The following is a 21838-nucleotide window of genomic DNA, read 5'->3' as shown; positions in this document are numbered from 1 at the left end:
CACCTTCGGCAGGAGCGGCACCTTCGGCAGGAGCGGCACCTTCAGCGGGAGCGGCACCTTCAGCGGGAGCAGCACCTTCAGCGGGAGCAGCACCTTCAGCGGGAGCAGCACCTTCAGCGGGAGCAGCACCTTCGGCAGGAGCGGTACCTTCAGCAGGAGCAGCGCCTTCAGCAGGAGCGGCACCTTCAGCAGGAGCGGTGCCTTCGGCAGGAGCAGCACCTTCAGCGGGAGCGGCCGCGCCTTCGCCTTCAGGCGCAGCGGGTTCCTTGAATGAGCCGCCGGAGTGGTTGGCCAGGTATACAACGGCACGTTCCACTTCAAGATCGCTCAGGCTTGGATCGCCGCCTTTCGGTGGCATGCCATTCAGGCCATTAATGGCCAATTTGACCACTTCAGCCTGGCCGGCTTGCAGGCGTGGAGCCCAGACAGCCTTGTCACCGAATTTAGGTGCGCCGGCAACGCCGGTGTCATGACAGCCCATACAGAGGCTTTTGTACACTTCTTCGCCACTCTTGAGTTTTTTCGGACCGGCGTCGGCCGCGGCAACAATCACGGGAGCGGTATTGTATTTGGCAACGGGCGCGATACGGGCGGCAATGGATTCTTCAGTCAGCGAGTCGCTGCCTGCGCCAGAACCACTGGAAGAGCTGACTACATTGACCAGCAGGATAATAATAAGTACAGGGAGTATGAACGAGAGTACGACGACGACAATCAGCTGTTTGGGCGTTTTGATCGGGCTAACATGTTCATCGTGTTCTTCGTGGTGTTCTGTTTGATCGCTCATAGATACATCCTACAGGTCATTGCAATGTTAAATAATGGAAAAAAAGAAGCCAAATGACTCGCATACTGCCGGACCATGCCCTTTCCCCCGAAAGTGAAATAATAAGTAATGTTGGATTATAACGATTGTCACCCTGTTTTGTACGTGAATACGCCCTGCAACAGGTGAAAGTGTCTTATTTTAAACAGAAATTAACTGTGCAAGTATACCGTCTGGGCCTTACAGGAAACTGCACAATAGGGTAAAATAGCGGACTTGGTTGAATGTCTCCGTAGTTCAATGGATAGAATAAGAGTTTCCGAAGCTCTTGATACAGGTTCGATTCCTGTCGGAGGCGCCAATAAATTTAGTCGTTATTAGTTATGCCACCTCGGCACATTTCAGTTCCAGGTGGCGAGTTTTAGAAGGGATTGCTTTAAGATAAGCGTCCATTTTGGCTTTTTCGCGGGTGTTGGCATCACCGTCAATCCAGCGTGAGTACACCTCAAAAAACATCTTGGCAAATATCTGGGCGTTCGCATGGCCCATTGGTCTCGAGACATAAGCGGGATTCATACCGACATGCAGGCACAGCGTAGCGTACGTGTGTCGGGTTTGTTTCGCGCCGCGCGCTCTAAAATCCACGCCCCTCAAGGCCTTGTGCCACACCTGCAACGGTCGGCTCGAATCCGCGAACCGCTGCCCGGTTCTGGGATTGATGAAAACATAGCCGTTTGGCGACCAAGTCAGCGCACGCTGACGCTCAAGGGCTTTAATAGCGGGCGTCTGCAAATCCACATATCGAATTTTGTTGGTATTTGTCCCTTTGTCGCGAGCCTGCTCACGGGCCGCATCAACGCGGATTTGTCGCGGCGGGCGAAGATACTCAGGCAACGCACAGGGCTATGCCAAAACGGTAATGAATGAATCATATAAACATGACTCATGTAGCCCCCGAGGCAGCAGGTCAAGCTGTTGCGTCCAAAGGCTAAACGTCCTGCCACGACCTTCAATATTTGCTTTGGCTATATTAGAGATCATGTTGACGTGATGGCTCGCCATAGAGACGACCAGCAAGGGCGTTTGGCGGACTTCTGATATTCAAATACCGAATAATAGCGAAAATATCGTTTGAATTCTGTCGGGTTGCTCACGGCATTTGATGGGCTATCAGTAAGCTCTGTGTTATCATTTATTGGCCTTACCATCTTTCCAAACTTTTGATTCAATTTTAATTTCCATGCCCATTCAGGCTCTAGCACCACCGCAACGTTTATACCGACTTATTGCCGATCAACTTGAGGTTTTAATCGAAAGCGGCGAATTCAAGCCCGGGATGAGGCTGCCCGCCGAACGCGAATTGGCTAAGAAACTGGCCGTCAGTCGCCCGTCCTTGCGCGAAGCGCTTATTGCGCTCGAGGTAGCCGGGCTGGTTAATATTCGTATTGGTTCTGGTATTTATGTTGCGGAACGCAGCCCCAAGAAAGATGAGCGTTCGCATAAGGTGCTTCGCGCCGTCCCGGAACATGAACCCGGGCCATTGGAATTGGTGCGAGCTCGTTTAAGCATAGAAAGCGAGATTGCAGCCATTGCTGCGAAGACCGCAACCAATGTTGATCTTGCCGCGATCCGGGCTACTATCGAACTGATGAAGCTTGAAAATCAAGCTAACCCGCCGCTGCAGGAAGCGGATCGAGAGTTTCATATTTGTATTGCTCAGGCCACGGGGAATACGGCTTTCGTGCATGTAGTGCGCAATCTCTGGGATTATCGCAATGGAAACATGTGGCAGATGCTGGAAAAGCATGTGCTGACCCATGAACGCCTGGCTCACTGCGTTGACGAGCATCACGCTATCTATACGGCGATCGAGGCACGCGACCCCCGGGCTGCCCGCCAAGCGATGCGGGTACATCTGCGAAGTGCCCACGATGTGCTTTCCAAAGAGTTGCTGAACGAAAAAAAACAGTAAAAAATGCCGTAAAAAAAGCGCAGATTTCGTAGGCCGTTGATGTCAATCTAGTGTCAACGAGCCAGCTAACCGCTATCAATGGCTTCGATTAGGAGTTGAATAAAATGACCGGAACTGCCTTGTTTATCCAGCTCAATCCGAACGATGACGTTGCTATTGCCTGCTGTGATCTGCCGCCCGGCACGCCTCTGCAAGGCGATATGGTGTGCCGGGCGCTAATACCAGCCGGACATAAGGTTGCCGTAGGCACCATTGTGGTAGGCGCGCCAGTACGTCGTTATGGGCAAATTATCGGTTTTGCAAGCCAATTGATCCAGCCTGGGGATTATGTTCACGTACATAATGTGAGCCTGGGCGACTTTACCCGCGACTATGCGTACTGCGCAGATGCCAAGCCGACTCGGCAGGCGAATGATCCGGCTACTTTCCAGGGCATTGTTCGCAGCGATGGGCGTGTTGGTACACGTAATTTTCTAGGTGTCATTAGCACTGTCAATTGTTCGGCTACGGTAGTGCGTGCCATTGCTGACGCCTTTGACCGGGATGTATCATGGCGTGACGCTTTTCCTAATGTGGATGGCGTCGTGGCCCTTACTCATAACACAGGGTGTGGGATGGGGGATCAGGGCGAGGATATCGATATTGTCCGACGAACTTTGGCTGGGTATGTGAGGCATCCCAACTTTGCCGGTATATTGCTGATCGGTCTGGGTTGCGAGGCGAATCAAATGCCTGTTTTGTTGGCGTCCCAAGGTTTGGAAGAAAGTGGATTATTGCGCACCATGACTTTGCAAGCCATGGGAGGCACCAGCAAAACGATTGCTCATGGGATTCAGCTTATTCATGAAATGCTGCCTTCTGCTAACCAGGTGAGGCGCGAAACCGTAGAGGCCAGCCATCTGATCACAGGCCTGCAGTGCGGCGGTTCTGACGGGTATTCAGGCATGACTGCTAACCCGGCGTTGGGTGTCGCAGCCGATCTGCTGGTCGAAAGCGGCGGCACAGTTATCCTTTCAGAAACGCCGGAAATCTATGGGGCCGAACATCTACTTACTCGAAGGGCAATATCTGAAGAGGTCGGTGAAAAGCTCGTGGCGCGGATCAAGTGGTGGGAAGACTATATGGCGCGCCATCTAGGGCAACTGAATAATAATCGCTCTCCGGGTAACAAAGACGGCGGTTTGACCACGATTCTTGAAAAGTCCCTGGGCGGTGTCGCAAAAGGTGGCAGCACTAATCTGGTTGATGTAGTCGAATACGCCTGCCCGGTTCTTGCCAAGGGGCTGGTGTTTATGGACACGCCGGGATACGACCCCGTTTCAGCGACAGGGCAAGTGGCTGGTGGGGCCAATTTGATCTGTTTTACTACTGGCCGCGGCTCGGCATATGGTTGCAAGCCGGTGCCGTCCTTGAAGCTGGCCACCAATTCCAAGTTGTATGAGCATCAATTCGACGATATGGACATCAATTGCGGCGGTATCGCGCTGGGCGAAGAGACGGTCCAAGAGGCCGGGCACAGGATATTTCGGGCGATGCTCGATACGGCTTCTGGAAAGCAAACTAAAAGTGAGCAGCATGGCTATGGGCAGAACGAGTTTGTCCCGTGGGTTCTTGGGGCGACCGTCTGATCGCCGGAAACCCACGGTGCAATAGCATCATCAATGGGCGTCGCGTTTTACTTCGACCCCACGGCAACCTACAAGATAGTCTAGGTCGGCGCCTTTATCGGCTTGCATAACATGATCTATGTATAGCTTCTGATAACCACCAGCCATACTGGGCGGTGGCATCCATAATGCTTTCCGCCGTTCGAGTTCTTGCTCAGGTATGTCCAGGTGAATAGTTCGGGCTGCAACGTCCACATCTATCATGTCACCTTCTTCCACCAAGGCGAATGGGCCTCCCGCTGCCGCTTCAGGAGCAACATGCAGGATGACGGTGCCATAAGCGGTTCCGCTCATGCGGGCGTCCGAGATCCGAATCATGTCTTCAATCCCTTTACGTAGGACTTTCGGAGGCAAGCCCATATTGCCTACCTCGGCCATTCCTGGGTAGCCTTTGGGCCCGCAATTTTTTAATACCATAATGCAGTGTTCGTCAATATCGAGATCTGGATCATCAATGCGGGCTTTGTACTCTTCGATTGTTTCGAATACGACTGCTCGGCCCCTGTGCTTCATGAGGTGGGGCGATGCAGATGACGGTTTGATGATGCAGCCATCAGGTGCAATATTGCCTTTCAGCACCGCAATGCCACCATTCTTTAGCAGCGGATTATCCCAGTCTCGAATGACGTCATTGTCGTAACATGGGGCGTCCTTCACGTTTTCCCACAGGGTATGACCGTTTACTGTGAGCGCGTCTTTATGTAAATGCCCCTGCTCGCCAAGCATGCGTAATACAGCCGGCAGGCCACCGGCATAGTAGAAGTCTTCCATCAGGTATTTCCCCGAGGGCATCAGGTTGACGAGAGTTGGGATATCCGCCCCCAAAGTGTCCCAGTCAGCCAGATTCAACTTGACCCCAATGCGTCCTGCGATGGCAAGCAGGTGAATCGGTGCATTGGTCGAGCCCCCGATTGCGCCATTGACACGGATGGCATTCTCGAACGCTTCTCGAGTCAGGATTTGTGAAAGTTTAATATCCTGGTTAACCATTTCCACGATACGCCGCCCCGCTAAATGGGCCAGGGTATAGCGTCTCGCATCCACTGCAGGAATTGCGGCATTATGGGGCAGGCCGACTCCAAGAGCTTCGACCATTGATGCCATGGTTGAAGCTGTGCCCATTGTCATGCAGTGTCCGGCCGAGCGCGATAAGCCCGATTCAGCATCCATGAATTCCTGACTGGTCATGCTGCCACAACGAACCGCTTCAGAAAATTTCCAGACTGCGGTGCCTGAGCCTATCTGCAGCCCTTGATGTCGTCCGTTCAGCATTGGGCCGCCCGAAATTGCCAAAGTGGGCAAGTCGCAGGAGGCGGCTCCCATCAGCAGGGCTGGTGTGGTTTTGTCGCACCCGACCAGCAGAATAACGCCATCCATAGGGTTACCGCGGATCGATTCTTCGACATCCATGGATACCAGGTTTCGAAAGAGCATGGCGGTGGGACGCAGCTGCGTTTCTCCCAGCGACATGACCGGAAACTCATAAGGCACTCCACCAGCTTCCAGTACGCCGCGCTTCACTTTTTCGGCGATAGCTCGCAGATGGCCGTTACACGGTGTGAATTCGGACCAAGTGTTGCAGATGCCAATAATAGGCCGTCCGTCGAAGTGGTCGTCAGGTACGCCCTGGTTTTTCATGAAAGTGCGGTGGCCAAATGCCGTGGCGCTAGTGCCGCCGAACCAATCCTGGGAACGCAGTTTTTTTTTCATGTAGGTCGTATCCAATAGATAAGATTGTTGCGCATCGATGGCCGATAAACCGGCTTTCAACTTTTTGCTATTAATATGTTGCGCGGCCGCCGGACAGATCAAAAGCCGCTCCGGTACTGTATGAACATTCTTCGCTGGCCAGCCAGCAGACCATGGAGGCCACTTCCTCGGGCGCGCCGAAGCGACCGAGTGGAATCTTGGACATGAGATAGTCAAGATGCTGCTGAGTCACTTGGTCAAACAGTCCGGTTTTGATGGCGGTGGGTGTGACGCAGTTAATGATGATGTTGTCGGCTGTATGTTCTTTGGCTAAGGATTTCGTCAGGGCAATAACGCCTGCTTTGGAGGCGCTGTACGCTGCGGCGCCTGGATTACCTTCTTTTCCCGCTATGGAGGCTATGTTCACGATGCGGCCATAGCCATTTTTTTTCATTAGCGGTATTAGATACTTAGAACACAGGAATACGCCGGTCAGATTGATATTGAGGATGTTGTGCCAGGTTTCAACGTCGTAGTCGAGCACGGTGCCGTTGGGTCCAGTGATCCCGGCGCTTGCTACCAGGATATCCAGTTTTCCAAGTGCCTTATGCGTCTCGACTGCTGCATTCTGGACGGCGGCCGGCGAGCTTATATCCACTTCCCGCAGGTCAATGGAGTTGCCCAATTCTCGTTCAGCTTCAGCCAGCGCATCTTTATTGCTGTCCCATAAACTTAGCCTGGCGCCGGCGGCGCTCATGCGGCGAGCTACCGCTAGCCCAATTCCTGCTGCTCCGCCCGTAATGACCGCTGCACGGTCTTTGAAGTCGTAGTAATTCATGGTGGTCTCCTGAGTTAGCGCTGCACAACGTGTTGACACTGTTCACCCAAGCCGTCTATTCCGAGGCTTACGATATCGCCCGCTTTAAGAAAGAGTGGAGGCTTCATACCGCCGCCTTGGCTTTCATAGCGTACAAGTTTCATGATCGCGTTTTCCGTGCCGGTTCAAAGTTGAACAGGAAAGTCTTCCTGACTGTAATGAATGTTGACATCACAAAATACGTGTGTCATATTAACTCATAATTGGTCAGTCCACCAGTCCAATTGTCCAAATTACTGCATGAATTAGAAGTGGGTAAACCAGTGGTTCGTACGCAAGAATGGGAGATCGAATGGCAGCTGTTGTTACAAAAAATGTCGTGAAGCGATACGGCTCGATGCAGGTCCTGCATGGCTTGGACATCGAAATTGCTGATGGAGAATTCACGGTATTGATTGGCCCTAGCGGCTGCGGCAAGTCAACGCTGCTGCGCATGATCGCTGGTCTGGAAGACATCACGTCAGGCGAGGTCGTCATTGGTGGGAAGGTGGTCAATGACCTGGCTCCCAAGCAGCGTGATATCGCTATGGTGTTTCAAAGCTACGCGCTCTATCCCCACATGACGGTTTATCAGAATATGGGGTTTAGCCTGATGCTGGCTAAAGCGCCAAAAGACGTCATAAATACGCAAGTTCGTCAGGCAGCGCAGGTTCTGGGTCTTACCGAGTTGCTTGATCGACATCCGCGTCAACTATCGGGTGGTCAGCGTCAAAGGGTCGCCATGGGGAGGGCCATCGTGCGTAGTCCTCAGGTGTTTCTGTTTGATGAGCCACTGTCAAATCTGGACGCCAAGTTGCGCGTGCAAATGCGTACCGAACTTAAAGAATTGCATCAACGGTTCAAGACGACATCGATTTATGTCACGCATGATCAGATTGAGGCGATGACGCTGGCAGACCGGATCGTTGTTCTGCGAGACGGAAAGATCGAACAAACCGGTAGCCCGCTGGAACTTTATGACGCTCCTGCGAATACCTTTGTGGCAGGCTTTATTGGCTCTCCCGCCATGAATTTGCTTGAAGGGGTGTTCGTACGGCAAGGAGATAGACAGGGCATTGATCTTAAAACGGCTGCGTTTATTCCCTGTTGCACGGATAGCGCTGCGCGCGACGGGCAACAAGTGGTGGTGGGCATCAGGCCAGAGTATTTTCGCTTGTCTTCCGAGGGGAACGGACTTGCCGCCAAGGTCACCGTAGTGGAGCCCACCGGCGCGGATATACAAGTTATTTGCAAGATTGGCTCTTACGACATTGTTTCTGTCTTTCATGAACGGCACCAGTTTGTTCCCGGCGAACTTATCTGGCTGGAGCCGCGAGCCGACAAGCTGCATGTTTTTGATGCTCAAACAGGCAGCGCCATCCGATGATGTCACGTGCTGAAGATCGGGGTAATTAACCCGACCATTTCGGGAAGATGCTACTTCCCACCCTAAAGGAGAAAGAAAAGTGAGACAAGGAAAACAGATACTGCAGGCGGGACTGGTCGCATCATTGGGCGCTATAACGATTGGTTCAGCAATGGCGCAGGACAAGACGGTAACGGTATGGGCAAATAAGGGCTTCTATGAGGCCATGGACTCATCTTTGCGAGATGTGGTCAAACGGTTTGAGAAGGACACCGGTAACAAGGTCAACCTGAGTTTTTACTCCAACGAAGATTTGATTACGCGCGCGGTCAGTGCCGTGGCGGCCGGTTCTCCGCCTGACTTTAGTTTTGGCTTGACCTACGACGTGCGCACTACGGGTAAGTGGGCCTACGAGGGGAAGCTGGCGGATGTCAGCGATGTGGTTGGGCCGATGAAAGACAAATTTCTACCCGGCACATTGGAAACGACGTATCTGTTCAATGAGAAAGTGGGCAAGAAAGCGTATTACGCCGTTCCAATCGGACAGAATATTCTGCATACATTTTACTGGCGCGACATGCTGGAAGAGGCCGGCTTTACCCAGGCCGATATTCCTACTGAATGGGCCGAGTACTGGAGCTTCTGGTGCGATAAGGTTCAGCCCGCACTGCGCAAGAAAGGCCAGCGGACATACGGCATAGGCCTGCCATACAGTGTGCAGGCAAGTGATACCTTTTTTGGTCTTCTTACATTCTTGAACGCGCACAACGTCCAAGTCGTGGATGAAGACGGCAAATTGCTGCTGGATGACCCAAAGAACCGGAAAGGCATCGAGTTGGCGCTAGCCGACTACTCAAAGGTATATGAGCAGAAATGCACTCCACCTAGCTCGATCAATTGGGGCGACGTTGATAACAACGTCAACTTTAATAATCGAACGACAGTCATGACGCCCAACGCCACCATTTCCATTCCGGCGTCCTACCTAGATGCGATGAACAAGCAAGACGCCACAGCCGAGCAGAAAGAAATCGCCCGTAAAAACTATCACGAAAACCTGGTTACTGCGGCGTTTCCAAAAAAACCAGATGGCAGCGTCCTGCCTAACCTGACTTCGGTCAAGACAGGGATGGTTTTTGCCGATGCGAAAAACATTGAGGGCGGCAAGCAGTTCATGGAATACCTGATGCGCGACGAGAACGTGACAAGCTATCTTGAGAGCATGCTGGGCGTATGGTATCCCGTTACCAAGTACGGCGCTGACCGTCCATTCTGGACGGATGGTAAAGACCCGCATCGTGCTGTGGCGCGTAAGATGTTTGAAGACGGGGTTGTGCCGTTTCAGTTTGTTTATAACTGGCGTTTTACTATTGTTAACGCAGAAAATGTTTGGGCGCAGGCCTTGGCTAGAATCTCGCAGGACAATGTTTCGCCCGCGCAGGCGACCGACGAAATGATTAAGCGGATTCAAACCATTGTTGAGCAGCCTTAAACAGCGGTGGAGCGATTCCTGGCATGAATACCATGACTAAAATCGATGAGGTCGCCGCTGGCGGTTCCCGCGCTCGGATCAGTACGATCTCGGCGTGGGGTGCCGCACGGTATCTCTTTTTGCTTCCATACCTGCTTATCTTTTTTGCGTTTGTGGTCTATCCGATTGCTTACGGTATCAGCCTTGGGTCGAATCCGGACACTTATGCCGATTTATTTGCTGATCCCATCTTTCGAATGGCGGCATTTAACACTGTCGTATTTGTGCTGGTTGCGGTCAATATCAAGATGCTTCTTGCGTTGCTGATTTCAGGCTTCTTCTTGAATGAGCAGCGCTGGATAAAAGCGCTGGGGTTGATATTCATCCTGGCTTGGGCGGTACCTTCGATATCAACCATTTTTTCTATCAAATGGATGCTCAATCCCGAATGGGGAATGCTCAATAGCTTTTTGTTTAATCAGTTTCAAATCATGGGACCCAGTTGGCTGACGGAAAGATGGTTGGCGTTTGGGAGCGCGGTTGTTGTGCATATATGGAAGTATTTGCCATTTTGGACTCTGATATTGCTCGCTGGCCGGATGACGATCCCCGGCGAGCTCTATGAAGCGGCCAATGTAGACGGTGCGAGCGCATGGCAAAGATTCCGTTTTATTACCTTTCCCAGTATTGGTTTGCTTTATGTGTCGGCAACGACGCTCTCCATGATTTGGACCCTCGGGGACTTTAATAGCATTTATCTGTTGACCGGCGGCGGGCCGGCGGATCGAACCCAAGTGCTGGCGACCCTGGGCATGCGGTATCTCAGGATGGATCGCGTGGACATGGCGATAGCCGCTGTCATCGTGGCCATGCCTTTTATTGTTCCAATGATGTGGTTCATGATGAAGTATCTGAGCAAGGAAAGCCGGACATGAGGAAACAGCTACGTGAGGCGCGCTTGATACTGCTCGGGATACCTATTTTTCTGTGGGCTGTGATACCGATCTATCACATGACAGTGATCGCATTGACCCCTCCGGAAACCGCTTTTACCGGTGCCTTGTGGCCAGAGAACCTGTCGCTGCAGAACTTTGTAACTGTATTTACGCAGGGCCATTATTATCTGCGCAGTTTCTGGATGCAGATGTTTAACAGCGTGGTCGTGGCTGTCGCTGTGGCATTGGGCACCGTAATGGTCGCGACGACGTCTGCGTTCGCAATCAGCCGGTTGCGGCTGCGAGGCGGGCGTGTGGTTTTGAATATTTCGTTGCTGACGTACTTGATTCCATCCGCTTTCCTGGCAATACCTATGTACAAGACTATGGGCAACTATGGTCTGCTGGATAACAGGTTGTCGCTTATTTTCTCGATGTTGGCCCTGGCTTCCCCTTACGCTATCTGGATCATGAAGCAGGCCGCTGACAAGCTGCCTTACGAGCTAGATGAGGCGGCTCGAATGGATGGCGCAACTGCCTGGCAGATATTTCGGTTGGTATATCTGCCGTTGATGACTCCAACCATTGTTGCTATTGGTACCTATGCGCTGTTGCTGGCGTGGAATGAATATCTATATGCGTTTTTGCTGTTGTCCTCAGAGAAAAACATCACGCTGGCGGTAGGCATGGGGATATTCACAACGGTGGACGATGCGCCATGGAACTTATTAATGGCCACTGGCATTATCTATTCCTTGCCACCGGCCGCGATCTATTACACGTTTCGCCGTTATATGGTGTCGGGTCTGACCGCCGGCTCTGTAAAAAGTTGATTTTTACGTTTCTTATTTCAGGTGGAGTATGACGCAAGAGTTTAAAAAAATCGGATGTGTTGGCGTTGGTTTGATGGGGCACGGCATTGCTGCAAACCTGATAGCCAAAGGGTTCGAGGTAACCGTCATCGCTCATCGAAATCGTATCCCCATTGATGACCTGGTTGCGCGTGGCGCGCGCGAGGCAGCCAACATGAAGGAGCTCGTACGAGCTAGCGATGCTGTGGTTATGTGCTTGGCCGATAGCACGCAGGTCGAGTCGGTGCTGTTGGGTGACAATGGCATTTTGGCGTTCCGGCGGGACGGCCTTGTGGTGATTGACTGCTCTACGGGTGACCCAGATACAACGGCCAGGTTATGGCGGGCTTGTACGGATGAAAATGTATGTTTGGTTGATGCCCCTTTGGGGCGAACGCCAATAGAAGCGCAGTTAGGAACGCTGAATGTAATAGTGGGCGCAGACGACGCTATGCTGCTTAGAATCAAGCCCGTGTTAAATGCGTTCGCCGAGAATATTTTCCATGCAGGGCCGGTCGGCAGTGCTCACAAGCTGAAGCTGCTGAATAACTTTGTCACTCTGGGCATGACGACCCTGGTGGCAGAGGCTGTAGCCATATGTGAGCCCTTGGGCATAGACCTTGAACTATTTGACGATTTATTAAGGAGTGGCGCCGCAGATAACCTGATTGTGCGTCGCTTGCTGGGCGGCATTCTAAAAAATGATTATGGGCAACTCGCCTTTACGATCCGGAATGCAGCCAAAGATATTGGCTACTTTAATAGCATGATCAACCCTTATGTGAACGCCGACATGTTGGCGCCCCATTTGTTGCAGACGCTGCGAAGCGTCGTGAACGAGGGCGATGGGGATGAGCTTCTTCCTTCTTTGGTCACTGTCAATAGACGTCGTCACAAGAATATCAGATAAGCACGTTGGATACAGTGTCTATATCCAGCCTCGGACGCTAATCGGACAGTTGGCGCAGGCCAAGCTGGACGCCGAGGCCATCCGGGCCGAATGTTCGGGCTGGGTGGTGGCGCAGGCAAGCGTATACCCGCGTGAGATCGTGAAAACGGCCCTGCTTTTGAACTCGGCCGCGTTGATTATGTCGCACATCCACCCGCCAGGTTTTGTCGAGCCCGGAGCCGCCGGCATTTCGCTAACACGCCACCTGAAACAGGCGCAGCACTTGATCGAAGTACGCTTGCTTGATCACACCATTGTTGCCGGAAACACCGCCGTATCGCTAGTCGAACGCGGCCAAATATAATATCGCCTGTTTCCATGTCAGCAGTAGGTAGTGGACGACAATCCCGACGCCGCACAAAGGCTGAAAGATGATATCAAGGCTAAGGCAGCGAAGCTGCCAGAGTATCCGAGGCTCTACCGGGTTGGTCCGATAGAGGGCACTTCCTGTTGCCTGAACGTCAGTCAATACTGATCTTTGCCTCCCGTGCCACCTTTGTATACTGTTTTATCTGGCTTTTGATGGTGGCTAACAGTTCTTCCGACGTACTTCCTATTGGTTCGATTCCTAACGTGCTCAGTCTTTCTTTCATTTCGGGATCCTGCATTGCTATTTGAACTGCATTTTGAAGCTTAGCCACAATAGCCGCTGACGTTCCTATTGGTTTCATGAGCAGACCCCGCCTCGCACCCCGGCGGCTGAAGTCAGTTGATGATCGCCATCTGGTTTGCGTCTGTCTACCGACAGCGCGACCAGGGCAGGTTCGAAGCGATCAATGGCACAGGGCACGCGCCACTCGGCTTGCCGTCAGTCCTGTCCAGACGGATCAACAACAAGCTTGACGGTCGCCAGCAAGCCTGTCTGCGCCATTGCGCACCCGACGCCGTTTGAAATCGTATTGCTCAGGCGTCTGTCATGTTCCCAGGCCTGATATGCTGAAGCCGGCGGCTTGCAGTTGCTCAATCAGATTACGGTGCTGTTGCGGCTCCAACTGGACCAACGGTGGTCGCACACGGGTCCACGACGGATTTGCACTCCAATGAGCGATGGCCGATTTGAGCGCAGGTATCATCGGGTAGCTTTGAAATATCTGGCGGATTTTATCAAGATCCTGTTGCTGGCGGTCTGCGTCGGCACCTTGCCAGCTGCTGTATAAGGCATGAATGGCCGGTGCATTCACATTGGCGGTGGCGCTTATGCATCCGGCGCCACCGCCGCGCAGCGTTTGCAGCAGAAAGGTTTCGCTGCCCGCAAAGACGTCAAAGCCCTCGGGTGCGAAATGCGTCAGCATGGCCTGGGTATTGTTCCAGTCTCCGGAGGAGTCTTTGACGCCGGCGACAACGGATGGATAAGATTTGAGCAGCCGCTCGATCAAGGGCAGGCTGATGCCCACCTGCGCGACCGGCGGGATATGATATAGGTAGATTCTCAGCCGGTCATTGCCAACCTGCTCGATAACCTCAGAGAAGTAACGGTACAGGCCTTCGTCAGATACCCCTTTGTAATAGAAGGGCGGTAGCATCAGCACGCCGGCGCAGCCGTTCTCGACAGCGTGTCGGGTCAGGCGCACGGTTGTAGGCAGATCGCAGCTGCCGGTGCCAGGCATCATCCCTTTGGGATCCAGCCCGGCATCAATGAGAACGTCAATCATGGCGATGCGTTCATCGGGCGAAATCGAATTTGCTTCAGAGTTGGTGCCCAGAAAAGCCAGGCCGATCTGATTGGCTTGCAGCCATTTGCATTGTTCGGTAAATCTCGCAAGGTCCACCGTCGCGTCTTCGGCAAATGGGGTAACGACGGGGGAGAGTACACCTTTAATTCGATCGGACATCATGTCTCCAGTTGGGGGGGGGGTTGTAAAACCCGGGTCTGACAGGACACGGGAGGCGGGCGATCATTGAATTTTGATATTCGCACTCTTGATGACGGCGCGCCATTTGTCTATTTCCTGCTTCTGAAAATCAGCAAATTCGGCGGGCGGCATGCCTGATGGCTCAACACCCATGGTATCGAGTTTTTTGCGAATCTGCGGGGTCTCCAGAATTGCCTTGATGTGCGAGTACAGTTTTTCCACGATCGGCCCGGGCGTGCCTTTGGGCGCGAAAATGGCTTGCCATGAACGCATCTCATAGTCGGGCAATCCCAGCTCCTTCATGGTTGGCACATCAGGCAAGCCGGCCAGCCGGGTTGCGGATGTGACCGCCAGGGCTCTGACTGTCTTTTGTTGTACATGAGGGATGACGGTCGGCCCTTCGAACATCATGCTGACCTGCCCACCCATTACGTCCGGCAGTGCTGCCTTGCCGCCATAAGGGACGTGCACGACTTTGACATTAGCTTGCTGGCCGAAAAGAACGCCGGACAAATGTTGTGTCGTACCAATCCCCGACGATGCATAGGTGATGGTGTCCGGCTTGTCCCTGGCCGCTGCGATAATCGCCTTGAGGTCGGTGAACGGGCTTTTGTTGGAGACCACCAGCGTATTGGCATTGAAACCGATAATCGTAATGGGCTTGAAATCACCGGCCGGATCATATTGCATATTCGGAAACAGTCCGGCATTGATCGCATGCGAGGCGATGCTGCCGCCCATGATGGTATAACCGTCGGCTTTGGCCCTGGCTACGTGGGTCGAGCCGATCATGCCGGTGGCGCCAGGCCTGTTCTCGATCACCACCGGCACCTTCAGCCGCTTGCCCAGTTCGTCGGCAATGATGCGGCCCAGGACATCGGTGTTGCTGCCTGCCGGAAACGGTACAACATAGGTAATCGCCTTGTTTGGCCACGCATCCTGGGCGCAGGCAAAACCGGGAAAAGAGGCCACCACTAACGTCGTTGCTGCAATTGCATATTTAATTTTGTTCACGTTTGTCTCCTTGGAACGTGTACGACCATTTTGCGAAAATGCTGCTGTCTGTTCTGACTTGTTATCTGGTGATCTCCCTGGTCAGTTCTGCCTGATGACTTGCGTGTTGCTTTCCCCTTCATCGTTATTACTTTTTTATTAATTCCCATTTAGCCAGGCTGGCCAGGTATTTTTCATCGAATCCGAAGCCCAGGCCGGGTTCCTGGTGCAGGATGACATAACCATTCTTGTGCGATAACTGTCGATCTACCAGGCGCCGGAAGTTAAGCACCTGGTCGTCCCAGAAGTACTCCACATAGCGGGCGTTTGGGGTGCTGGCAACCAGTGGCGCATGCAAGTCATGAAACCAGTGCGGACACATGACCAGGCCGAAACTGGCCGCGGTCTGGGCAATTCTGCGCCATTCCGTAATGCCACCGCAAACCGCGGCATCCGTTTGCAGGATCGCCGCCGCGCCCTGGTCCATCAGGGCCTTGTGGTACCAACGGCCATAGCCGATCTCGGCGGTGGCTATGGGTATATGCGTCATGCGGGCCAGACGGGCGTGGTTTTCCAGGTCGTCGGGCAAGAAGGGTTCTTCGATAAAATAAGGATCGTATTGTTCGAAGCGCCTGACATACTGCATGGCCTGGGTGGTGTCATACCAGGCATTATTCATGTCCATCATCAGCTCAACGTCCGGCCCTACCGCTTCTCGTGCTGCCTTCAGGCGCTGTTCTTCTTGCCTGGGCGACAGGCGCCCGGATTTCATTTTCACCGCCTTGAATCCCTTGGCAACGTAACTTGCCATTTCTTCACCCAGATGTCCGGGCGTCTTGCCGTCCAGGTAATAGCCACCGCTGGCGTAGGCCGGCACCTGCTCCAGGGCGACGGCGCCAAGGTATTTATGCAGGGGGAGCTGATGGGTTTTCGAATTCAAATCCCACAAGGCGATATCGAGCGCGCTGAGCGCACGCATCACGGTACCGGATCTGCCTTGCAACAACGACTCCTGATACATTGTCTGCCACAGCCCCTCGACCGCATAGGAGTCCTGCCCGATCAATACCGGCGCCAGCAACTGCCTTACCGCCTGGGTGAAAATCGCGCCACCAGCGCTACCGACGTAGCAAAATCCGATGCCCGTTACCCCGTCGGTCGAGGTCACTTTGACCAGGCCGTAATGGCGTGCGCTCACGGTACGGTTGGAAAACGAGGTGACTTTATCAAGCGGCACGACTGGCGCGCATACCTGTATCGATTCGATAATTGGCATAGGATCCTTTTTACTGTTGATGACGAGTGAAATGAAGTGAACACATAATGCTATTATTGGAAGTTCGTAACAAAAGAACAATATTGTTTTACTGGGTTTATAAATAACAAAAACTGGTTTTTGAAGCCCCGGCTCACCTGGATCGGGTTTGCTTTTATTACAAGTGAAAGGACAGATGTGGACACCAGATTTCTGGAAAGCTTCGTGCAGGTCGTCGAGCTGGGATCTGTCGCTGCGGCGGCCAGGCAGCTGGATTTGACACCCACCGCCGTATCGCTCAGGCTCAGGGCGCTGGAAGCTGACGTTGGCACAGCGCTGATCAAGCGCGTGGGCCGCACGATGATGCCAACCGAGGCGGGCAGCAAGGCATTACGACAGGCCAAGCTGGTGCTGGCAGAAGTAAAAAACTTCAATTCGCTGGCCAGCAATACCGAGTTGCCGGCCGGTCCACTGACGCTTGGCGCCACACCATCGGTCGTCAAGGGCATGCTTCCAGGCATGCTCAGAAAATGGCTTGGTAAATATGAAGGCACCAAGATACTGATAGAGCCGGCAGCATCTACCGTGCTTTACCAGCGCCTGTTGCAAGGGGAGCTGGATGCGGCCATCTTGGTGCATCCCTTATTCGAGGTGCCTAAAACAGTCTTGTGGAAGCAGCTTAGGAAAGAGCCGCTGATCCTGCTTGCGCCGGCCCGGTTGCAGGGGCAGGACCCGTTTTCAATTTTGAGAAAATATCCATTCATCCGCTATGACAGACGTGTTGTCGCTGGCAAGATGGCCGACGAATATCTGAAATTGCATGGGGTCTATCCTGAACCCTGGCTGGAACTGGATGGGTTGGACTATATTTCCGATCTGGTCAAGGCCGATCTTGGGGTATCTGTTGTACCCGACTGGAGTTATGGTAATCAATACGATCCCGGCCTGATCCGCCATCGGCTGCCGGGGCCAGTACCCACCCGCAATTTGGGCATCATGTGGTTGCGTTCCAATGTGAGGGAAAAGCTGATTCATGCTTTTCTGGCGCTTGCCGATTGACAAGCCGGGCGTCGCTGCGCTGCGTTAATGCTTTACGAGGCGTCGGCGTTGCATGCTAGAGATTGGGGTGCCTGCCTGAGACGCGAGACAGGTATGCCTTATATTGAAATTCGCTGACGAGCCAGCTGACTAATGCCCTTGTGCTTCTATATACTCAATACCGCTGAAAATAATAGATACCAAAGTTAACAGCCAGCAGGACAACTAGAACACCAAAAAAACTGGCAATAAAAAGACCGAACCTGTGCAACTTTGTCTTATCTTTGTTTTTCTTTGAGAACAGAGCAAATAATGACGCGCCAATTGCAATGCCGATAATGCTGGCCGGATTCATAAGTTGCATGAGAAATAGTCCTTGTTATAAAAATAGTTGAGACGAAATATTATCTCTATTTGGCGTTTTGTGCATTATCTTATCGTCAGGGCGCACGGTGCATTGCGTACATGCGGCGGGAGGCATCGCTTCAGATGCGATCGATTTTGCAATGACATTTGGCAGGATATTGATCGGGCAGCTGCGCGGAATAAGATAGTTCTCGAACTTATAGCGTTGCCAGAAAATTGACGAATGTGCGGTTCGAATATCGACCGACAATCAGGTCAACGGTATAAAAATGTCTAGTGACCGCCGTTTCCCCAAGCAGCAAAAGCCATCCAGACTGCCATTGCAATCATCATCAGGTTTTCAGTCAGCGAGATAAATCCGAGCGGCACGTTGCTTGATCCACCAACGCAGGCGCATTTCAATTGTCGTTTGTCGATATAAACAGCCTTGATGACTGAAGCGGCGCCTATCGTTCCGATAAACAGCGCAACTGGCACCGATAGCCATGTCAGCATATTGCCAATCATTAAAATGCCAGCCAGGCCTTCTGCGAACGGATAAATATAGGCGTATGGAACCCAACGCTTGGCAAGTATGTCGTAGTTCAAAAACATGGTGGAAAAACTTTCTACGTCTTGTAGTTTAAGCAGCGCAAGGATCACCATGCTAAAAGCAATAAACCACTTGATTGCCTGCACCGTCAATGGCTGACCGTATACCAGGTGGCTTACGGCAAGCGACATTAAAAACGTCAATACAAACAGCGCAATCACAGGTCGGTAGCTTGTCTGGCCCGGCTCGGCGACTTTCTTGCCCAAATAACGGCGCAGGTCGTCATACCCGCCGATTCTTGTGCCATCAATGAAAATCTGCGGTGTGGTCGGTACGGCGTGTTGTTCCTTGAAAGCCTCTGTTTCTTCGTGCGAAGTCAGCCAATGATCTTCCACGTCGTAACCGGAGCGCCGTAACAGGGCTCTGGCTTTCAGGCCATACGGACACGTGTGCTCGTCCATGACCATGCGATAAATAACAGCTTTTCTGAGGGGGTGCATTTTTCTGGCCATCTCGGTCTCCTGACAATGCTGGATATGAGGGTAATAGCAAGAAGTAAATTCAAGCGGCATCCTGTTTGACTGGCTGCCAGTGCCCAGGCATAACGGCTGGCGCGATCTGCTTTTGTCATGCCGTGTTATTTCATTATATATTTTTCGCAGCGGATTATTGGACGTTGGTTCCTGGTGTTGCATCGCCCGGGCCGTTCAGTCAGGCGCCCCGGACAACGGGTCGAGACCTTACCTGAGTGCGATTCATATGACGATTGCGGAATAAACGGCTCGGGAGCGTTCAGGTGGTTTTTGAACGATCAGTATCAACGGCGCGCCAGCACATTGTCAACCCACTTTTGTATGCCGACCGGGCTGCGGAAGTCATCGACTGATCTGGCTGGTATATCTGGATAGATGGCATTCCACATCCGCGCCATAGCGCGACCCGGCCCGATCTCTAGCACGGCATCCGGTTGCAGCTCACGAATGGCCTGCAGGCAGGCTACCCAGTCCATGGCATGGCTTATCTGGTCAGCCAGCGTATCCAGTGCCTGCGCCACGCGCATGGCTGCGCGACCATCCATAGCGCCAAGCACTTTGAATCTCAGCGGCCCCTCATTACGATAGGGCGCGAGGTGTCGTGCGAAGGCCGGTGTAGCGGACTGCAGCAGTACGGTATGCGAAGGCGTCTGAACCGACAGCCTGACAACGCGCATGGCGCCTTGCTCGTGGGCCAATTGCCCGGCATGCTGCAAGTGTTGCTCGAAACCACCAATGACATAGTGCTGATCTGGATTGATGATGGCCAGATGCGTATTGCTGTTGGCGGTAATCTCTTCGATATCTTTAAGGGGCAAACCCATGATGGCCATCAGGCCGGCCTGTGTCTGCACGCAGTCGTCCATGCTGGCAGCCCGTTGTGCTGCCAGACTGATTCCCTGCTGCATGTCGAGGGCGCCCGCTGCGCTGCAGGCTGCCAATTCTCCAAGGGAATACCCCGCTGCGCAAATCGGCCGGGGCAGCAACGGTTGTAATTGGTGCCACCATTGCAATTGAAATGCAAAGATAAACGGCTGGGCAATCCTGTTTTGTCCAAGAGCCTCGCAATGGACCGCAGCGTTCTGCCAGACATCAGGAAGCAGTTTCGACAATTGTGCCGCCGTCTCTGATGACACCATCGCTTGCAGTGCTTGAAAGTGCTCAGCAGATTGCTGTCCCTGACCGCTGAATACGATGGCAAGGCGCATATCAGAGTGACTCCAGAAACAGGACGACACCTAACAAGTCGGCCGAGCCGCCAGGACTTAGCCGGCGGGCCACAAACGTGGCATGCAAGGCGCGGGCCTGATGTTGCCAGTCTGGGGCGTGCACGCCACCACGGGCAAGAAATGTCGTTGCGGCTTCGCGGGCAAAATCCAGGCCCGGGCGGCCGCCTCGCCAAAGCAGATTGGTGTCTTCAAGTTCGGCCATGAGGGCAAAGAAACACTGCACAGCGGCCTGTTGCGGGCACTGGGTTTGCGCAAGCGCCGTACGATAGGCAGGCAAGCCGATGCTGATGGCCGAAGGAAAGCCTGCGGCAGCCTCGGTGCGCGCGCCGCCACTGCCGTAACGGCGTTGAACGACAGCACCATGACTATCGCTGACGGTTTTTGCCGTGGCCACAATGGCGGGCCCCCACAGATCTGCAACGCGCTGGCTTACCGATTCGGCCGAGCACGAACCGGTAAGGGCAATATCAACACCAGCTGCTGCACACAGCAACCCCAGGTTGAAAATTGCCCCGCGGTGAGTATTCACGCCATTGGTGGCCCGCAGCATGCGCTGCTCTGCATCCACGCCGCAACATTGCAACTGTGCATAAGTGGGCGTTTGCATGCCCAGGCGAGATATCGCTGGAAAATACCCTCGCAGCGCCTGAAGGCTTCTCACAAAGGTACTGAAATTCATGTCAGCATGGCTGCCGCTGTCCATGGGGCTGACCAGGCCCGGTTTGGGTGCAAGTGCGACCTCCCGATATAGCGCGCCAATTGCCCGCCGGCCAATTTTTTCCGGAGTCAATGTTGCGCGGGACGCCTGATCGATGCTTTGCTCGGGTTTGACGGATTCAGCATACATGCTCGTGCTCCTTCAAACGCGATAGCAGTTCAGTCAGACTAAGCAATGCGACGCCGGCATTTTCCTTGACGACAACTCTCGTTGTCGGTTGCGCGGGTTGCAACAAGGCCTGGGAAAGCTCCTTCCAGTTGACCGCCGCGCCACCGGCAAAGCGTATTTCACCGTCCAGAGAGCAGGGCAGCGCCTGCTGGGCCAGTTGCAGGGCTTCAATGCAGCAAGCAAGCTGAGGCGCACGGGCAATATCGCAGACAAGATCAATGTCAGACTGGTCGTGTCGGTATGTCGTCCCGCTTAGCGCTTCCCATGCGAGCGATCCGTACACACTGACCACAATATCGTGTGATTCACATTGCCGCAACAGACGTTTCAATGCAGCAGCAACGGCTGCGGTGCATGTATTTACGCAATGCGCGAGCGCAAGCGGGGGGGCGATTGCGCTGACTGCATCGGGATTGACCGATACACTTATTCGTCTGGGCTCTGCATCCGGTGGTAAAGTCAGGCCCAACAGGATCTGAGCACCGGCCGCCACGGATTGCCGGGCCACCACCAGCGGGCGCTGTGCCTGCAGCCAGCGCTGCAGTGCGTCGTGAGCGGCAGGGCATTGCACAGGGCTGAGCAGCCGGTACTCTGCGGCCGGGTACAGATAGGCAAGATCATGGCGGCGCAT

23 protein-coding genes, 1 tRNA gene and 1 pseudogene are annotated in these 21838 nt (G+C 53.4%); 11 read left to right on the top strand and 14 right to left on the bottom strand.

All coding sequences use genetic code 11. The annotated features are described in order from the left end of the window. The coding region (locus INT32_RS19630) for a cytochrome c5 family protein (protein WP_193090399.1) at positions 1-787 on the bottom strand (787 nt) is incomplete at its 3' end. 265 nt (positions 788-1052) lie between these two features. On the opposite strand from INT32_RS19630, the gene INT32_RS19625 reads away from it, so the two are divergent. Further along, positions 1053-1127, top strand: a tRNA-Arg gene (locus tag INT32_RS19625). Between the two features lie 20 nt (positions 1128-1147). Here the strand turns inward: INT32_RS19625 and INT32_RS19620 are convergent. Continuing rightward, positions 1148-1660 carry a hypothetical protein gene (locus INT32_RS19620; protein WP_193090398.1) on the bottom strand — a complete coding sequence of 171 codons (513 nt, stop codon included), beginning with the start codon at positions 1658-1660 and terminating at the stop codon, positions 1148-1150. Between the two features lie 346 nt (positions 1661-2006). Here INT32_RS19620 and INT32_RS19615 point away from each other — a divergent pair, with 346 nt between their 5' ends. Further along, entirely contained in the window at positions 2007-2738 is a 732-nt protein-coding gene (locus INT32_RS19615; RefSeq protein WP_193090397.1) for a FadR/GntR family transcriptional regulator, read from the top strand. 104 nt (positions 2739-2842) lie between these two features. Further along, on the top strand, positions 2843-4366 hold the full coding sequence (locus tag INT32_RS19610) for a UxaA family hydrolase (protein ID WP_193090396.1): 1524 nt from the start codon (positions 2843-2845) through the stop codon (positions 4364-4366). A gap of 30 nt (positions 4367-4396) precedes the next feature. On the opposite strand, the gene INT32_RS19605 is transcribed toward INT32_RS19610, so the two are convergent. From INT32_RS19605 to INT32_RS22225, 3 genes and pseudogenes are all read right to left on the bottom strand, one after another. Further along, positions 4397-6115 carry an IlvD/Edd family dehydratase gene (locus tag INT32_RS19605; protein ID WP_193090406.1) on the bottom strand — a complete coding sequence of 573 codons (1719 nt, stop codon included), beginning with the start codon at positions 6113-6115 and terminating at the stop codon, positions 4397-4399. Positions 6116-6185: 70 nt separating this feature from the next. After that, complete coding sequence (locus INT32_RS19600; RefSeq protein WP_193090395.1) at positions 6186-6932, bottom strand: SDR family NAD(P)-dependent oxidoreductase; 747 nt, start codon at positions 6930-6932, stop codon at positions 6186-6188. Between the two features lie 14 nt (positions 6933-6946). Then, positions 6947-7048: pseudogene (locus INT32_RS22225) on the bottom strand (2-hydroxyhepta-2,4-diene-1,7-dioate isomerase); the annotation flags it as partial. Positions 7049-7263: 215 nt separating this feature from the next. On the opposite strand from INT32_RS22225, the gene INT32_RS19595 reads away from it, so the two are divergent. From INT32_RS19595 to INT32_RS19570, 6 genes are all read left to right on the top strand, one after another. Next, positions 7264-8337 (top strand): ABC transporter ATP-binding protein, encoded by a 1074-nt coding sequence (locus INT32_RS19595; RefSeq protein WP_193090394.1) that lies wholly within the window; start codon positions 7264-7266, stop codon positions 8335-8337. Positions 8338-8416: 79 nt separating this feature from the next. Next, complete coding sequence (locus INT32_RS19590; protein WP_370540261.1) at positions 8417-9808, top strand: ABC transporter substrate-binding protein; 1392 nt, start codon at positions 8417-8419, stop codon at positions 9806-9808. 23 nt (positions 9809-9831) lie between these two features. Continuing rightward, a complete protein-coding gene (locus tag INT32_RS19585; RefSeq protein ID WP_193090393.1) occupies positions 9832-10722 on the top strand; it encodes a carbohydrate ABC transporter permease in 891 nt (296 codons plus the stop codon). After that, entirely contained in the window at positions 10719-11555 is an 837-nt protein-coding gene (locus tag INT32_RS19580) for a carbohydrate ABC transporter permease (protein WP_193090392.1), read from the top strand. The genes INT32_RS19585 and INT32_RS19580 overlap by 4 nt, the downstream gene beginning before the upstream one ends. A gap of 28 nt (positions 11556-11583) precedes the next feature. Continuing rightward, on the top strand, positions 11584-12483 hold the full coding sequence (locus INT32_RS19575; RefSeq protein WP_193090391.1) for an NAD(P)-dependent oxidoreductase: 900 nt from the start codon (positions 11584-11586) through the stop codon (positions 12481-12483). After that, the gene (locus INT32_RS19570; RefSeq protein ID WP_226817295.1) at positions 12425-12826 is read left to right on the top strand and encodes a JAB domain-containing protein; all 402 of its coding nucleotides are present in this window, start codon (positions 12425-12427) and stop codon (positions 12824-12826) included. The genes INT32_RS19575 and INT32_RS19570 overlap by 59 nt, the downstream gene beginning before the upstream one ends. A 157-nt stretch (positions 12827-12983) precedes the next feature. On the opposite strand, the gene INT32_RS19565 is transcribed toward INT32_RS19570, so the two are convergent. Further along, complete coding sequence (locus tag INT32_RS19565; RefSeq protein WP_193090389.1) at positions 12984-13193, bottom strand: tripartite tricarboxylate transporter substrate-binding protein; 210 nt, start codon at positions 13191-13193, stop codon at positions 12984-12986. 41 nt (positions 13194-13234) lie between these two features. Here INT32_RS19565 and INT32_RS19560 point away from each other — a divergent pair, with 41 nt between their 5' ends. After that, complete coding sequence (locus tag INT32_RS19560; RefSeq protein ID WP_193090388.1) at positions 13235-13414, top strand: hypothetical protein; 180 nt, start codon at positions 13235-13237, stop codon at positions 13412-13414. 22 nt (positions 13415-13436) lie between these two features. Here the strand turns inward: INT32_RS19560 and INT32_RS19555 are convergent, their stop codons facing one another. From INT32_RS19555 to INT32_RS19545, 3 genes are all read right to left on the bottom strand, one after another. After that, positions 13437-14354, bottom strand: coding sequence for a dihydrodipicolinate synthase family protein (locus INT32_RS19555; RefSeq protein ID WP_193090387.1), 918 nt, complete (start codon positions 14352-14354; stop codon positions 13437-13439). Positions 14355-14417: 63 nt separating this feature from the next. After that, on the bottom strand, positions 14418-15389 hold the full coding sequence (locus tag INT32_RS19550; RefSeq protein WP_193090386.1) for a tripartite tricarboxylate transporter substrate binding protein: 972 nt from the start codon (positions 15387-15389) through the stop codon (positions 14418-14420). Positions 15390-15516: 127 nt separating this feature from the next. Next, entirely contained in the window at positions 15517-16644 is a 1128-nt protein-coding gene (locus INT32_RS19545; protein WP_193090385.1) for a mandelate racemase/muconate lactonizing enzyme family protein, read from the bottom strand. A 177-nt stretch (positions 16645-16821) separates the two neighbouring features. Here INT32_RS19545 and INT32_RS19540 point away from each other — a divergent pair, with 177 nt between their 5' ends. After that, positions 16822-17682: a LysR family transcriptional regulator gene (locus tag INT32_RS19540; protein WP_193090384.1), complete on the top strand. Its 861-nt coding sequence runs from the start codon at positions 16822-16824 to the stop codon at positions 17680-17682. A 154-nt stretch (positions 17683-17836) separates the two neighbouring features. On the opposite strand, the gene INT32_RS19535 is transcribed toward INT32_RS19540, so the two are convergent. The 5 genes from INT32_RS19535 to mdcG all read right to left on the bottom strand — a co-directional run bounded on the left by INT32_RS19535 (position 17837) and on the right by mdcG (position 21838). Continuing rightward, the gene (locus tag INT32_RS19535) at positions 17837-18025 is read right to left on the bottom strand and encodes a hypothetical protein (RefSeq protein WP_193090383.1); all 189 of its coding nucleotides are present in this window, start codon (positions 18023-18025) and stop codon (positions 17837-17839) included. 275 nt (positions 18026-18300) lie between these two features. Beyond that, positions 18301-19071: a glutaredoxin family protein gene (locus INT32_RS19530; protein WP_193090382.1), complete on the bottom strand. Its 771-nt coding sequence runs from the start codon at positions 19069-19071 to the stop codon at positions 18301-18303. A 305-nt stretch (positions 19072-19376) separates the two neighbouring features. After that, on the bottom strand, positions 19377-20300 hold the full coding sequence (locus INT32_RS19525) for a malonate decarboxylase subunit epsilon (protein WP_193090381.1): 924 nt from the start codon (positions 20298-20300) through the stop codon (positions 19377-19379). 1 nt (position 20301) lies between these two features. Next, complete coding sequence (gene mdcB, locus INT32_RS19520; RefSeq protein ID WP_193090380.1) at positions 20302-21168, bottom strand: triphosphoribosyl-dephospho-CoA synthase MdcB; 867 nt, start codon at positions 21166-21168, stop codon at positions 20302-20304. Then, positions 21158-21838 carry a malonate decarboxylase holo-[acyl-carrier-protein] synthase gene (mdcG, locus tag INT32_RS19515; protein ID WP_193090379.1) on the bottom strand — a complete coding sequence of 227 codons (681 nt, stop codon included), beginning with the start codon at positions 21836-21838 and terminating at the stop codon, positions 21158-21160. The genes mdcB and mdcG overlap by 11 nt, the downstream gene beginning before the upstream one ends.

It is taken from the genome of Advenella sp. FME57 (genome assembly GCF_014897675.1).
GTDB lineage: Bacteria > Pseudomonadota > Gammaproteobacteria > Burkholderiales > Burkholderiaceae_B > Advenella.
The sequence above is the reverse complement of the archived record's forward strand: the minus strand, read 5'-3'. Positions and strand labels throughout refer to the sequence as shown.

Coding starts and splice junctions, on each gene's coding strand:
- INT32_RS19615 (WP_193090397.1), top strand. CDS start 2,007: ATGCCCATTCAGGCTCTAGCACCACCGCAACGTTTATACCGACTTATT.
- INT32_RS19610 (WP_193090396.1), top strand. CDS start 2,843: ATGACCGGAACTGCCTTGTTTATCCAGCTCAATCCGAACGATGACGTT.
- INT32_RS19605 (WP_193090406.1), bottom strand. CDS start 6,115: ATGAAAAAAAAACTGCGTTCCCAGGATTGGTTCGGCGGCACTAGCGCC.
- INT32_RS19600 (WP_193090395.1), bottom strand. CDS start 6,932: ATGAATTACTACGACTTCAAAGACCGTGCAGCGGTCATTACGGGCGGA.
- INT32_RS19595 (WP_193090394.1), top strand. CDS start 7,264: ATGGCAGCTGTTGTTACAAAAAATGTCGTGAAGCGATACGGCTCGATG.
- INT32_RS19585 (WP_193090393.1), top strand. CDS start 9,832: ATGAATACCATGACTAAAATCGATGAGGTCGCCGCTGGCGGTTCCCGC.
- INT32_RS19580 (WP_193090392.1), top strand. CDS start 10,719: ATGAGGAAACAGCTACGTGAGGCGCGCTTGATACTGCTCGGGATACCT.
- INT32_RS19575 (WP_193090391.1), top strand. CDS start 11,584: ATGACGCAAGAGTTTAAAAAAATCGGATGTGTTGGCGTTGGTTTGATG.
- INT32_RS19570 (WP_226817295.1), top strand. CDS start 12,425: ATGAGCTTCTTCCTTCTTTGGTCACTGTCAATAGACGTCGTCACAAGA.
- INT32_RS19565 (WP_193090389.1), bottom strand. CDS start 13,193: ATGAAACCAATAGGAACGTCAGCGGCTATTGTGGCTAAGCTTCAAAAT.
- INT32_RS19560 (WP_193090388.1), top strand. CDS start 13,235: ATGATCGCCATCTGGTTTGCGTCTGTCTACCGACAGCGCGACCAGGGC.
- INT32_RS19555 (WP_193090387.1), bottom strand. CDS start 14,354: ATGTCCGATCGAATTAAAGGTGTACTCTCCCCCGTCGTTACCCCATTT.
- INT32_RS19545 (WP_193090385.1), bottom strand. CDS start 16,644: ATGCCAATTATCGAATCGATACAGGTATGCGCGCCAGTCGTGCCGCTT.
- INT32_RS19535 (WP_193090383.1), bottom strand. CDS start 18,025: ATGCAACTTATGAATCCGGCCAGCATTATCGGCATTGCAATTGGCGCG.
- INT32_RS19530 (WP_193090382.1), bottom strand. CDS start 19,071: ATGGCCAGAAAAATGCACCCCCTCAGAAAAGCTGTTATTTATCGCATG.
- INT32_RS19525 (WP_193090381.1), bottom strand. CDS start 20,300: ATGCGCCTTGCCATCGTATTCAGCGGTCAGGGACAGCAATCTGCTGAG.
- mdcB (WP_193090380.1), bottom strand. CDS start 21,168: ATGTATGCTGAATCCGTCAAACCCGAGCAAAGCATCGATCAGGCGTCC.
- mdcG (WP_193090379.1), bottom strand. CDS start 21,838: ATGCGCCGCCATGATCTTGCCTATCTGTACCCGGCCGCAGAGTACCGG.